This window comes from Yinghuangia soli (assembly GCF_021502675.1).
Lineage (GTDB): Bacteria > Actinomycetota > Actinomycetes > Streptomycetales > Streptomycetaceae > Yinghuangia > Yinghuangia soli.
This window is the reverse complement of sequence record NZ_JAKFHA010000012.1, coordinates 98703-111935: the sequence shown is the minus strand read 5'-3', so window position 1 is coordinate 111935 and position 13233 is coordinate 98703. Positions and strand designations below refer to the sequence as shown.

Below are 13233 nucleotides of genomic sequence, written 5' to 3'. Positions count from 1 at the left end.
GGCGGCCGGATCTTCCGGGTCGGATGGATCTTCCGGAGCGGCCGGGAAGGCCGTGAAGCTGGGCGTGCCGGCGCTGACCGCGATGGTGGTCGGGTCGATGGTGGGCGCCGGGGTGTTCTCGCTGCCGCGCCGGTTCGCGCAGGAGACCGGTGTCGCGGGGGCGCTGATCGCGTGGGCGGTGGCCGGGGCGGGCATGCTCATGCTCGCCTTCGTGTTCCAGCTGCTCGCGGTGCGCCGCCCGGACCTGGATGCCGGCGTGTACGCCTACGCGAAGGCCGGCTTCGGCGAATATCCGGGCTTCTTCTCGGCGTTCGGCTACTGGGCCAGTGCCTGCGTGGGAAACGTGACGTACTGGGTGCTGATCATGTCGACGGTCGGCGCGCTCGCCCCGGCACTCGGCGACGGCGACACCGTGCTCGCGGTGGCCTTGTCGTCAGTCGGCCTGTGGGCGTTCTTCCTGCTGATCCGGCGCGGCGTGAAGGAGGCCGCGGCGATCAACAAGATCGTGACGGTCGCGAAGATCGTCCCGATCCTGTTCTTCATCGTGCTGGCGCTGTTCTACCTCGACCCGTCGGTCTTCGCCGACAACTTCGGCGGCGCGGACTACGCCGGCTCGCTGTTCGACCAGGTGCGCGGCACCATGCTGGCCACCGTCTTCGTCTTCCTGGGCGTCGAGGGCGCCAGCGTCTACTCGCGGCACGCGCGCAGGCGCGAGGACGTGGGCCGGGCGACCGTGCTCGGTTTCCTGAGCGTCTTCTCGGTGTTCGCGTCGGTGACGATCGTGTCGTACGGGATCATGCCGATGGGCGAGATCGCCGAACTGCGCCAGCCGTCCATGGCCGGCGTCCTCGAGCACGAAGTCGGGACCTGGGGGCGCGTATTCATCAGCGTCGGGCTGATCGTGTCGGTCCTGGGCGCCTATCTCGCGTGGACGCTGATGGCCGCCGAGGTCCTGTACGTCGCCGCGCAGGACGACGACATGCCCCGCTTCCTGGGCCGGTCCACCGACCAGGACGTACCGGTGCCCGCGCTGGTCGCCACGACGCTGCTCACCCAGGTCGTCCTGATCGCGACGCTCTTCTCCGACGACGCGTTCAACTTCGCGCTGGACCTGACCAGCGCGCTCAGTCTCATCCCGTTCCTGCTGGCCGCGGCGTACGCGGTCAAGCTGCTGGTGCCGCGGGACGCGCCGGGCGGCAGATCCGGGCGGTCCCGGGACCTGACGTACGCCGTCCTGGCGACCGTGTACACGGCGTTCCTGCTGTACGCCGCCGGACTCAAGTACGTCCTCGTGTCGTTCATCATCTACGCACCGGCCACCGTGCTGTTCGCGATGGCCCGGCGCGAGCAGGGCCGGCGGGTCTTCTCGCGCGCCGAGCTCGGCCTGTTCGTGTTCTCGCTGGCCGGCGCGGTGGCCGGGGTCGCGGCCCTGGCCACCGGGGCCGTAAGCATCTGACGTCGTACCGAAAGGCAGCGCATGACCAGCATCGAGGCCGTGGACGGCAGCGCAGCGGCGCCCCGGCGGCACGGCGTGCATTCCGAGGTCGGGCGGCTCCGCAAGGTCCTGGTGTGCGCACCGGGCCTGGCCCATCGGCGGCTCACGCCGACCAACGCCGAGGAACTGCTCTTCGACGACGTGATGTGGGTCGAGAACGCCCAGCGCGACCACGCGGACTTCGTGAACAAGCTGACCACGCGCGGCGTCGAGGTCGTCGAACTGCACGACCTCCTCGCGCAGACCATGGCAATCCCGGAGGCCAAGGCCTGGCTGCTGGAACGCAAGATCACCGCGAACCAGGTCGGCGTCGGCCTCGTGGACAGCACGCATGCGTTCCTGGACACCCTCGAACCGTGGCGGCTCGCCGAGTACCTGATCGGCGGCCTGGCCACCGCCGACCTGCCGGACGACTTCCGGCCGCCGGCCGTCGCACTCGCCCGCGAACAGGTCGGCGCCCGCGAGTACTTGATGCCGCCGCTGCCCAACACCCTCTACACCCGCGACACCACCTGCTGGCTCTACGGCGGCCTGACCCTCAACCCGCTGTACTGGCCCGCGCGGCACGACGAGACCTTGCTGATGAAGGCCGTCTACCGCTTCCACCCCGACTACGCCGACTCCACGGTGTGGTGGGGCGATCCCGAACAGAGCTGGGGCCAGGCCACGTTCGAGGGCGGCGACATCATGCCGGTGGGCAACGGCGTGGTCCTGATGGGCATGAGCGAGCGCACGTCCCGCCAGGCGATCACCCAGGTCGCCGCCGCGCTGTTCGCGCAGGGCGCCGCGGAACACGTCGTGGTGGCCGGCATGCCGAAGCTCCGCGCCGCGATGCACCTGGACACGGTGTTCACCTTCGCGGACCGCGACACCGTCACCCTCTACCCGCGCATCATGGACGCGGTCCGCGCGTTCTCCCTGCGCCCGGCCGACAACCCGGCAGGCCTGGACGTCATCGACGAGGGCAGCACCGCATTCACCGACGTGGTGGCCAAGGCCCTCGGGCTGTCCGCACTGCGGGTCATCGAGACCGGCGGCGACGAGTACGCCTCCGAACGCCAGCAATGGGACAGCGGCAACAACGCGGTGGCCCTCGAACCCGGCGTGGTCTTCACCTACGACCGCAACACCACCACCAACACGGCACTGCGCAAGGCGGGCATCGAGGTCATCACCATCGTCGGCGCAGAACTGGGCCGCGGCCGAGGCGGCGGCCACTGCATGACCTGCCCCATCGTCCGCGACCCGGTCGCCTACTGAGGGGCGCTGCCCAGCGCCGGCGATGTCACAGCTCGGGAAGCGGCTCGCCGGGCAGCGGTGCCCGGCGCTGGTCCAGCCAGAACATGTAGCGGCGGAGGTCGCGCTCCAGGTCGCCGTCGATGTAGGCGATGTAGTCGTGGAGGCCGTCGGCCGCATCCTCGGCAGCGGCGCTTCCGGAGTCCGTACGGTGGCGGGCCGATTCCACCGCCCAGGCGCGGACCCGGTCACGGGCGGCCCACCAATCGCGGACGGATTGGACGGTCCAATGGTCGTCGCCGTCCCAGCCATACCCGGCAACCGGGTCGGCGTCCGCCGCGGCCACGATCAGGCGGACTTCATCAGGCGTGCGAGGCTGGCGATAGACGAACTCCCCGCCCCGGTCGTCGTACGCGACATGGTCGGGCGCGTCCATCCGGCCGGTCCAGCAAGTGTCGGTCATTGCGCCGTAGAACGGCCCCGGCACGTTGCGCCAGTTGCGCTCGGCCCACTTGCCGCCGAACCACAGATGGTCCACACCGTATGCGCGGACGATCTCCTGTGCGGTGGGCACCGGGTTCCAGTAGTTCTCGGACACGCGCTCCCCCTTTGGCGGTCGGGCCACAGACGTTACGCCGTCACTCCGCGGCTGCGGTCAGGTGGTGCCAGGCGGTTTCGCCGGTGGTTTGCCAGGTTTGGCGGCGGGTGTTGTAGAGGTCTGCGGCCTTGGTGCCGGTCCAGGTGGCGGGAAGTAGGGCGGCGGGTAGCTGCGGGTCCAGGAAGGGGAAGCGGCGCCATTCGTGGACGAGGCGGACTTGGGCGAGCACGACGGGGAGCCCGGGGGTGGGGCGCAGCTCGGTGAAGCGGTCGACGAACTCGGCGTACTCGGCGTCGATTGCGGCGAGGTCCCAGGCGCGGTCGACCATGGCGCGTTCGGAGCCGGTGCCGCCGAAGGTGCCGTGGAAGGAGAACGCGTCGTCGGCCAGGCCGAGTTCGCGCAGGATGGTGTCGGCTTCGGGAGCGCGTTCCGGGTGCGGGCTGATCCACACTCCGGGGGACGGGCTGCCGAAGCCGGCCCAGGTGAGGCGGGTGCGGAGCTGGTGGCGCAGCTTGCGCTGGGCCTCGGGGACGGTGGCCATCAGGACCAGCCATCTGCCGTCCCATTCGGGGCCTGGTTCGCCGAAGCCGTAGATGCGCGCGGCGCCTTCGGTGAGCAGGCGGCGGCCCGGCGGGGTGAGGGCCCAGCGGGTGCGGCGGCCGTGGCGTTCGGCGGCGATCCAGCCGTCCGCGGCGGTGCGGGCCAGGGCTTGGCGGGCCGACTTCTCCTCGATGCCCAGGCCGTCGAGGACGCGCAGGACGGTCGCCGTCCAGACGGTGCCGCCGTGCGGCAGGACGTACTCGCCGAGCAGCGACATGAGCAGCGAGCGGGCACCGGTGGCCCCGGCGGGCCGGCGGCGCGGCGCGGCCGCGGCGGTGGGGTCGTCCGGCGTGCTCGCCTGCGGCATGGGCACCTTCCCTGGTCGTTCGGTGATCTTCGTACGGCCGTTGCCCGGAGTATCGCAGTCCCGCGATCTTCTACATCAACGTGACGCCAAGGCGTTGATATGTAGCACATCATGGAGTAGAACCGATGCCCAGCGAGGTTCTGCACCGTCGGCCGAAAGGCGCACGCCATGCCCCCGGGACCGGTCCGCTTCGACGTCCACCCCGACACGTACCGGCACTGGTCCCTGGAGATCGAAGGCAGCGTCGCGCGGCTGATGCTGGACGTGGACGAGCAGGGCGGCCTGGTGCCCGGCTACGAGCTCAAGCTGAACTCGTACGACCTGGGCGTGGACATCGAGTTGTACGACGCGCTGCAGCGCATCCGCTTCGAGCACCCCGGTGTGAAGGCGGTGGTGATCGGGAGCGCCAAGGACAAAGTCTTCTGCGCGGGTGCGAACATCCGCATGCTGGCGCAGAGTTCGCATGCCTGGAAGGTGAACTTCTGCAAGTTCACGAACGAGACGCGCAATGGGATGGAGGACGCGTCCGCGCACTCGGGGCTCGCCTTCCTCGCGGCGGTCAACGGCACCGCGGCAGGCGGCGGGTACGAACTGGCCTTGGCATGCGACGAGATCCTGCTGGTCGACGACGGTTCGTCGGCCGTGTCGCTGCCCGAAGTGCCGCTGCTGGGCGTGCTGCCCGGTACCGGCGGCCTGGTGCGCGTGGTCGACAAGCGCGGGGTGCGCAAGGACCTCGCCGACGTCTTCGCCACCCGGGCGGACGGGGTACGCGGACGCACCGCGCTGGACTGGGGGCTGGTCGACGAAGCCGTGCCGCGAAGCCGGTTCGCGGAGACGGTGGCGCAGCGGGCCCGCGAGGCGGCGGAGCGGTCGCCGCGTCCGACCGACGACGGGACCGAGGGTGTCGTGCTGAAGCCGCTCGTGCGCAGCGAAGGGCCGGACGGCATCGCGTACACACATGTGGCCGTGGTCCTGGACCGGGCCGCGCGGACTGCCACGATCACCGTCGCCGGGCCGGGCGCGCCGCCGCCGGACTCCCCCGAGGCCGCCGTACGCGAGGGCGCCGGGTTCTGGCCGCTTGCGATGACCCGCGAACTCGACGACGCCATCCTGCACTTGCGGACCAACGAGAACACCCTGGGCACCTGGATCCTCAAGACCGCCGGCGACTCCGACCAGGTGGCGGCGTACGACGCTTTCCTGTCCGCGCACGAAGGCCACTGGCTGATCGACGAGACACGCCACTACCTCAAGCGCACGCTCAAGCGGCTGGACGTGACGAGTCGGACGCTCATCGCCCTGCTGGAGCCCGGGAGTTGCTTCGCCGGGCCGCTGCTGGAACTCGCCTTGGCCGCAGACCGGCAGTACATGCTCGACGGCGTCTTCGAGGAGGAACAGGACGAGCAGGACGGGGATGCGCAGCCTGCTCGGCTGCGGATGACCGCGGCGAACTTCGGTGCGTACCCGATGGGAAACGGCCGCACCCGGTTGCAGTCGCGCTTCCACGGCGCCCCGGAGCATCCGGACCTCCTCGCCGATCACGCCGGCAAGGACCTCGCGGCCGCCGAGGCGCTTGCGCTGGGCCTGGTCACGTTCGCGCCGGACGACATCGACTACGCCGACGAGGTGCGCCTCGCCCTGGAGGAGCGCGCCGCCCTGAGCCCGGACGCGCTGACCGGTATGGAGGCCAACCACCGCTTCACCGGCCCCGAGACCCCGGAGACGAAGATCTTCGGCCGGCTGTCCGCCTGGCAGAACTGGATCTTCAACCGCCCGAACGCGGCCGGCCCGGAAGGCGCGCTGCGCAGCTACGGCACCGGCCGCCGCGCCGACTTCGACACCGAGCGAGTGTGAGGCAGACCGTGGGCACCATCGACTACACCGGACGCATCCCCAACAACGTCGACCTGGCCGGCGACCGCCGCCTGCAGCGGGCCCTGGAGTCGTGGCAGCCGAAGTTCCTGGCCTGGTGGGCCGAGATGGGCCCGGCGCTGCCGACCCGCGACGTGTACCTGCGGACCGCCGTGTCGGTCGGGCGCGAGGGCTGGGCGCACTTCGGGCACGTGGCGCTCCCGGAATACCGCTGGGGCATCTTCCTGTCCGAGCGCAGTCCGGACCGGGCGATCGGGTTCGGCCGGCACAAGGGCGAGCCGGTGTGGCAGCAGGTGCCCGGCGAGCACCGGTCCGACCTGCAGCGGCTGATCGTGGTGCAGGGCGACACCGAGCCCGCGTCCGTCGAGCAGCAGCGGCACCTCGGGGCGACCGCGCCGAGCCTGTACGACCTCCGCAACCTCTTCCAGGTCAACGTGGAGGAGGGCCGCCACCTGTGGGCGATGGTGTACCTGCTGCACGCGTACTTCGGGCGCGACGGGCGCGAGGAAGCCGAGGCGCTGCTGCTGCGGAACTCGGGCAGCGAGGACGCACCGCGCATCCTCGGCGCGTTCAACGAACCCACGCCCGACTGGCTGGCGTTCTTCATGTTCACCTACTTCACCGACCGGGACGGGAAGTACCAGCTCGGCACGCTGAAGGAGAGCGCCTTCGACCCGCTCGCGCGCACCTGCGACTTCATGCTCAAGGAGGAAGCGCACCACATGATGGTGGGCACCACGGGCGTGGACCGCGTGGTGGCGCGTACCGCCGAGTTGATGCGCGAGCACGACACCGACGACATCGCGCGGTACGGCGGCATCCCGCTCGGGGTGCTGCAGCGCTACCTCAACTTCCATTACAGCGTCTCGCTGGACCTGTTCGGCTCGGAGACGTCGACCAACGTCGCCAACTACTTCACCAACGGGCTGAAGGGCCGCTGGCAGGAGGACCGCCGCAAGGACGACCATGTGCTGGCCGAGGGCCACACGGCGGTCGAGACGGTCGCGGACGGGCGCATCACCGCGGTGGAGACGCCGCTGCTCGTCGCACTCAACCAGGACCTGCGCACCGAGTACACGGCGGACTGCGGCAGCGGTGTCACCCGCTGGAACCGCATCCTCGCCGAGTACGGCATCGGCGAGCGCCTGCTCCTCCCGCACCACGGCTTCAACCGGGCGGTCGGCGCGTACGCGGGCCACCGCATCGCTCCCGACGGCACGGTGCTGGACGCCGAGCAGTGGGCGGCCGGCGTACCGCAGTGGCTGCCGAGCGACGACGACATGGCGTTCGTCGCCTCGCTCATGCAGCCGGTGTACGAGCCGGGGCGCGTCGCGTCGTGGATCGCCCCGCCGAAGCAGGGCATCGACGGGCGGCCTTTCGCGTACGAGTACGTGCACCTCGTATAAGACCCGGGGCGGGCTCCGACGCTCTGCCTCCTCCGCCGTGTCGGCCGGATCCGAAGGGGTTCCGATGCCAGAGCCGTTCAACGCCGCCAGCTACCTGGTGGACCGTCAGATCAGCGCCGGGCACGCCGACCGCATCGCGGTCACCGGACCGCTGGGCACCCTCACGTACCGCGAACTCGGCGAGCGCACGGCCCAGGTCGCTGCCGGGCTGCGCGCCGCCGGGCTGCGTCCCGAGGAACGCCTGATGCTGTTCGCGTCCGACGGCCCGGAGATGCTGGTCACGCTGCTCGCCGCGATGCGCATGGGCGCAGTGCCGGTACCCGTGTCCACGATGTACCGCGGCCCCGAACTCGCCGCCCTGCTGCGCGACTCGCGGGCCCGGCTCCTGGCCGTGTCACCGGAGTTCGCGGCCACCGCCCAGGAGGCGCTGGACGAGTTGGAGACCGCGGAGGCGCCGCACGACCTGGCCGGTACGGTGGCGATCCGCGGCGCCGACGTGCGGCTCGCGCGCGGGCCGCGCATCACGTGGGAGGAGCTTGCCGCGTGCGGCGTAGACGACGTGCGCGCGGCGGCACCGGGCGCCGCGGCGTACCCCACGCACGGCGACTCTCCCGCGCTGTGGCTCTACACGTCGGGAACCACCGGGACACCCAAGGCCGCGATGCACCGGCACGCCAACATCCGGCACGTCGTCGAGACGTACGGCACGCAGGTGCTCGGCACTTCGCCCGGCGACCGGTGCTTCTCGGTGGCGAAGCTGTTCTTCGCGTACGGCCTCGGGAACGCCTGCTTCTTCCCGCTCGCGGCCGGCGCCGCCGCGATCCTGGACCCGGCCCGGCCGACCCCGGCCACGGTCGCCGCGCGCCTCGCCGAGGACCGGCCCACGCTGTTCTTCGGCGGGCCGACGTTCTTCGCCGCGCTGCTGCACAGCACCGACATCGCGGACGACGCCTTCGCGTCGGTGCGCTTCGCGGTCTCGGCCGGCGAGGCGCTGCCCGCCGAGTTGTACGCCCGGTTCCTGGACCGGTTCGGCGTGGAGATCGTCGACGGCATCGGCTCGACCGAGGCGCTGCACATCTTCCTGTCGAACCGCGCGGGCGCGGTGCGTCCCGGCACCACCGGGATGCCGGTGCCCGGGTACGGCCTGAGCCTGCGGGCCGCGGACGGCTCCGAGGTGCCGGACGGCAAGCCCGGCACGCTCTACCTGCGCGGCCCGTCGCTGGCCACCGGCTACTGGGCCCGGACCGACACCTCGCGCGCGGTCTTCCAGGGCGAATGGCTGGCCACCGGCGACATCTACATGCGGGACTCGGACGGCTACTACGCCTGCCTGGGCCGCGACAACGACATGCTCAAGGCCGGCGGCATCTGGGTCTCCCCCGCCGAGGTCGAGGCCTGCCTGCTGGGCCACCCGGCGGTCGCCCAGGTCGCCGTCGTCGCCGCGCCCGACGCCGACGGCCTGGACAAGCCGGTGGCCTGCGTGGTCCCGGCGCCGGGCCACGCGGTCGACCCGGACGCCTTGATCGCGCATTGCCGCAGCCACTTGGCGGCCTTCAAGCGGCCGCGGCACGTGTTCGCCTTCGACGCGCTGCCGACGACGGCGACGGGGAAGCTGCAGCGCTACCTCCTGCGTCAGGACGTGGCGGCCCGCCTGGCGGCTGCCACCGCGGTGCCCTGACGCCCCGCGTACCCGGACATACCGGAGCTTCGTCAGACCGGGTCCGGGGCGTTGAGGTTGACGAGGAACAGCGTCCCGCGGCTGCCGGGCAGCACGCGGTGGACGGTGTCGGCGGGCACGACGCACAGCTCGCCGGGGCCGACCGACCGGGCCACGCCGCCGACGGCTATCTCCATGCGGCCCTCGACGACCAGCAGCGCTTCGGGCTCGGGATGGATGTCGTCCTCGCCGGGCATCTCGTCCATGCGCATGACCTTGAGGTAGGCCGGGCCGACGCGGTCGACGACGTGGGAGTTCCACGAGTCAGGGAGTTCTGCGGCGATTTCGGGCAGTTTGATGCTGGTCATGGCATGCCTCTTTCCGACGTACGCCCCTGGGCGGGGCGCACGTTGTGCGGTGTTCGGGTGATGTCGACGACGCTAGTCGACGATCACCCGGCCGCGGTCGACCGTCAGGTAAAGGCTTGGATCCCTTTGCCCGGTCGGTCTCTGCCTCCCTTCGCGGTCGCGAGATGCCGTCAGGTACGGAAGCGCCAGGCTGCGTTGGCGCGGCGGGCCGCTATGTGTGCGGCGCGCCGGGCCGGGGCCACCGTGCCGCCGGCGCCGTCCGGGCCGAGCACGCCGGGAAGCTCGTCGAGGCGTACGACCCGCGCGGTCGGTTCGGGGCGGTTGTCGGACCAGGCGCAGCGGAAGGTGAGCATGCCTTCCGGACGCCCTTCGGTGTCCAGCCAGTTGGCGCTGCCGGGGTCGGCGTGGGCGACGACGACGCGCACCCGGCCGTCCGGGTCGACTGCGGTCTGCCGGTGGTTCAGCCCGCCGGTGCGGTGGATCGATTCGACGGGCTCGAACCAGCCCAACTGGTAGAGCTGGTAGGACCAGTAGCGGGCGACGGGGGCCTCGCACTCGACGACCAGCGCCTCCCCGGGCGCCAGCCGGTAGAAGCAGAACCCGTAGACGAGGCCCTTGAGCCCCTTGGGTTCGGTGCGCGGCTGGATGAAGGTGTTGTCGTCGCCGCGGGCCCGGGCGGCCCGCTGGTAGTCGTTCCAGTAGGTGATCGACCGCTCGAACTGCGAGCGTGCCTCGTGCAGTTGCTCGGCCATCCGGACGGGGCTCAGGCGGGGCGGCGGCGGGGCCGATACCGGGTCGCGGGTGTCGAGGCGTTCGATGGTGAAGACCGCCGGTTCGGTCTCGCGCCAGTCGTAGTAGTACTCGCGGATCGCGACCATGCGGGTGCCGGGCGGCAGGGGGATCCAGCGCACCGCCGGGTCCTCCGCAGCTGGTTCGGGGCCGCCCAGGACCAGCTCGAAGGCGTCGCCGGGGCCGATGCCGAGGTCGGTGGCGGTCACCTCGTGGAGCGTCCCGTATTTCTCCTGGTGCATGTTGCCGATGCGGAGGGCGAGCAGGAACTCCTCGCAGCTGTGCATGAGTCCGCGGATGCGGTAGACGCCGTCGTCGTCGATGCGGGCATGCTTGTAGACGTTGTCGACGTTGGGCCCGCCCCAGCGGGTGAGCAGGTCGTTCTGCCGCATGAAGCGCGGGTCCTGCGGGTCGAGGTGCCCGACGCCCCAGGTGAGCCAGCATACCGCCTGCTGGGCGAGGTGCCGGAAGCCTTCCGCGCGGTCTTCGGGAGCGGTCGGGAAGTCGGACTCGAGGATGCGGTCGCCGGCCGCTTTGAGGGCATCGCAGAAGGCCTGCCACGCAGCGTGGTCGGGGCCCGGTCCGGACGCAGGGTCGAGGCCGGCCTCGGCGCCGGTGCCGTACGCCTCAGCCATTGCGGCCTGCCGGTACCGAGAAGTGCGTGCGGTAGCGGCCGAACCGGGCGTTTTCGTGCGCCCGGTCGAGCCCGAGGTCGTCGAACGAGTAGTGGTGCACGCCGTGTTTGTCCTTCGGTCGGCCGTCCAGGTAAGTCCGCATGCGGCTCTCTGCCTCCGGCGTCAGGTCCAGCCCGAGCGCGTCGTACAGCGCGCGCACGGTCTCCAGCGGTGCGGTGATGAAGTCGGCGTACTGGCTGTGGTGCACGCGGTCGCGCGCGAGCAGGCCGGTCGCGTCGTGGTCGACGAGGTCGCCGAGGTCGCGGGCGTACAGGTCGGCGTGGTAGCGGCCGATGGCCGGGTAGTCGACGGCGTCGCTGTGCACCGAGCGGATCGTGGCGATGAGGCTGGTGACCGAGCCGAGGACGGTGATCGGGTCGCGGTGCGTGACCGCGATCCGGGCGTCCGGGTAGGTGCGCAGCAGTTCCGGCAGGGAATGCAGGTGGGCGGGGCTCTTGAGGACCCAGCGGCGGCCGGGCGGGAAGCCGCGCTGCAGGATGCCGAGCACGCGGCGGTGGTACTCGTAGGCCGGGGCCATATCGCAATCCAGCAGCCACGCCGTGTAGTTCGGCAGGTGGTAGCGGGCCGGGAACTCCTGGGACCGGAACGCGAACGAGTGCGCGGACAGGCACTCCTTGGGCAGTCGGGCGCCGTACACGTGGATGGCGTCGAGAGTGCCGGTCACCTGGTCGAAGAAGCGCAGCTCGTGGTCCGCGGCGAGGATGCGCGGATCGGCGGCAAAGGCCTCGGGGTCGGCCGGGGGCGGCGGCACGGGCAGCAGCAGCTCCCAGCCCTCCGGTACGCGGTGTGCGGGGTCCTGGGCCAGCAGGGCGTGCAGGATCGACGTCCCGGTTCGGGGCGCGCCGACCACGAACAGCGGGGCCTCGATGCGTTCGCGGAGCACGCCGGGGTCGCGGCTTGCGAGGTCCTGGATCTGCAGGCGGACGCGGAGCAGGCGCAGCAGGTACCGGTACGTCTGCCAGCGGCCGAGTGGGGTGAGCCGGGCGTGCTCCTCGAGGTCGCGGAGGAGCAGGTCGAGCGGTTCGTGGAAGTCGTCGGCGCCGAAGTCGGACAGGCCGGTGAGGGCGCGGGCGCGCCCGGTGAGCGCGGCCCGGGTGAACGGCTCGGCCGATTCGGCGAGCAGCGGGCCGACCTGACCGTCGTTCACCAGGCTTACCCAGGAAGGGCGTTCCGCCTCTGTCTCGGCGCCTGACGCGGCGCCTGGGCCGGCGCCTGGCTGTCGGTGCTGCTGCCGTGCTGGACCGCTCATCCCGGCCGCTCCCCTCGGAATCCCGGATCTTCCTTCTTGAAAAGTAGCTTCGTGTGAAGATACTTTTCAAGGGCCGACGAGAAGGAGGCCCACTGTGCGGCAGGACGCGAACCCGGCCGGCGCCGCGGACCCCGGTCCGGGACCTGGTCCGGCGCCCGATCCGTACGGCGTGCGCGGGCACGTCGTCATCGTCACCGGGGCCTCGCGCGGCATCGGCCGCGGGATCGCCCGGCACCTCGGGCGCCGCGGCGCCCGGCTCGCGGTGACCGGCCGGAACCCGAAGCGCCTTGCCGACGCCTCGGCCGAATTCGACGCGCTGGGCATCGAGCACCTGGCGGTGGCCTGCGACGTCGCCGACAAGGCCGCCGCGGTCGACCTGGCCCGGCGGGCCCACGAGCATTTCGGGCGGCTGGACGGCCTGGTCGCCAACGCGCAGTCGTTCCGTCCGGTCACGCCGCTCGAGGAGGTCACCGAGTCGGACATGGACCTGCTCTTCGACACCGGCCCCAAGGGCACGCTGTGGGCCATGCAGGCGGTGCTGCCGTACTTCCGTGCCGCGGGCCGGGGCCGCATCGTCACGATGGGTTCGGCGGTGGGCATGAGCGGCGGTGCCGGCTACGGGCCGTACAGCGCGTCCAAGGAGGCGGTGCGCTCGCTGACGCGTACCGCGGCGCGCGAGTGGGCCCGGTACGGCGTCACCGTCAACTGCGTGTGCCCGGCCTCGGCCGCGCACCGGCGGCCGCCCGCCGACGACCCGGACCGCCGCGCGGTGTTCGACGCGATGTACGCGCAGCACCCGATGGGCCGGGACGGGGATCCGGACGCGGACATCGCACCGCCGGTGCTGTTCCTGCTCTCCGACGCGTCGCAGTACATCACCGGCGAGACGTTCATGGTGGACGGCGGCGGCCAGATGCGGGCCTGAGCCCGGGCGCCGCGCGTGTGCGGCGCGACCGCCGAC

At 71.5% G+C, this 13233-nt stretch carries 11 protein-coding genes; 6 read left to right on the top strand and 5 right to left on the bottom strand.

The window, feature by feature from the left end; genetic code table 11:
- Positions 1-52: 52 nt before the first annotated feature.
- The gene (locus LZ495_RS20910; protein ID WP_308268461.1) at positions 53-1456 is read left to right on the top strand and encodes a basic amino acid/polyamine antiporter; all 1404 of its coding nucleotides are present in this window, start codon (positions 53-55) and stop codon (positions 1454-1456) included.
- 21 nt (positions 1457-1477) lie between these two features.
- On the top strand, positions 1478-2755 hold the full coding sequence (locus LZ495_RS20905) for an arginine deiminase (protein ID WP_235054052.1): 1278 nt from the start codon (positions 1478-1480) through the stop codon (positions 2753-2755).
- 25 nt (positions 2756-2780) lie between these two features.
- Here LZ495_RS20905 and LZ495_RS20900 read toward each other — a convergent pair whose 3' ends face one another.
- Together LZ495_RS20900 and LZ495_RS20895 are read right to left on the bottom strand one after the other, a co-directional pair.
- Positions 2781-3329, bottom strand: coding sequence for a ferredoxin family protein (locus LZ495_RS20900; RefSeq protein WP_235054051.1), 549 nt, complete (start codon positions 3327-3329; stop codon positions 2781-2783).
- Between the two features lie 40 nt (positions 3330-3369).
- On the bottom strand, positions 3370-4236 hold the full coding sequence (locus LZ495_RS20895) for a PaaX family transcriptional regulator (RefSeq protein WP_235054049.1): 867 nt from the start codon (positions 4234-4236) through the stop codon (positions 3370-3372).
- Between the two features lie 168 nt (positions 4237-4404).
- On the opposite strand from LZ495_RS20895, the gene boxC reads away from it, so the two are divergent.
- The 3 genes from boxC (at position 4405) to LZ495_RS20880 (ending at position 9192) form a co-directional block, all read left to right on the top strand.
- Positions 4405-6090: a 2,3-epoxybenzoyl-CoA dihydrolase gene (boxC, locus tag LZ495_RS20890; protein WP_235054047.1), complete on the top strand. Its 1686-nt coding sequence runs from the start codon at positions 4405-4407 to the stop codon at positions 6088-6090.
- Positions 6087-7514 (top strand): benzoyl-CoA 2,3-epoxidase subunit BoxB, encoded by a 1428-nt coding sequence (gene boxB / locus LZ495_RS20885; protein WP_235054045.1) that lies wholly within the window; start codon positions 6087-6089, stop codon positions 7512-7514. Before boxC ends, boxB begins: the two co-directional genes overlap by 4 nt.
- 64 nt (positions 7515-7578) lie before the next feature.
- Positions 7579-9192 carry a benzoate-CoA ligase family protein gene (locus LZ495_RS20880; protein WP_235054044.1) on the top strand — a complete coding sequence of 538 codons (1614 nt, stop codon included), beginning with the start codon at positions 7579-7581 and terminating at the stop codon, positions 9190-9192.
- 32 nt (positions 9193-9224) lie between these two features.
- Here LZ495_RS20880 and LZ495_RS20875 read toward each other — a convergent pair whose 3' ends face one another.
- The 3 genes from LZ495_RS20875 to LZ495_RS20865 form a co-directional block, all read right to left on the bottom strand.
- Positions 9225-9539: a cupin domain-containing protein gene (locus tag LZ495_RS20875; protein ID WP_235054043.1), complete on the bottom strand. Its 315-nt coding sequence runs from the start codon at positions 9537-9539 to the stop codon at positions 9225-9227.
- A 170-nt stretch (positions 9540-9709) separates the two neighbouring features.
- Positions 9710-10963: a DUF1214 domain-containing protein gene (locus tag LZ495_RS20870; RefSeq protein WP_235054042.1), complete on the bottom strand. Its 1254-nt coding sequence runs from the start codon at positions 10961-10963 to the stop codon at positions 9710-9712.
- Complete coding sequence (locus tag LZ495_RS20865) at positions 10956-12170, bottom strand: sulfotransferase family protein (RefSeq protein ID WP_235054041.1); 1215 nt, start codon at positions 12168-12170, stop codon at positions 10956-10958. The genes LZ495_RS20870 and LZ495_RS20865 overlap by 8 nt, the downstream gene beginning before the upstream one ends.
- A gap of 196 nt (positions 12171-12366) precedes the next feature.
- Between LZ495_RS20865 and LZ495_RS20860 the strand changes: the two genes are divergently transcribed.
- Positions 12367-13197 carry an SDR family NAD(P)-dependent oxidoreductase gene (locus LZ495_RS20860; protein WP_235054040.1) on the top strand — a complete coding sequence of 277 codons (831 nt, stop codon included), beginning with the start codon at positions 12367-12369 and terminating at the stop codon, positions 13195-13197.
- The last annotated feature ends 36 nt before the right edge of the window (positions 13198-13233 follow it).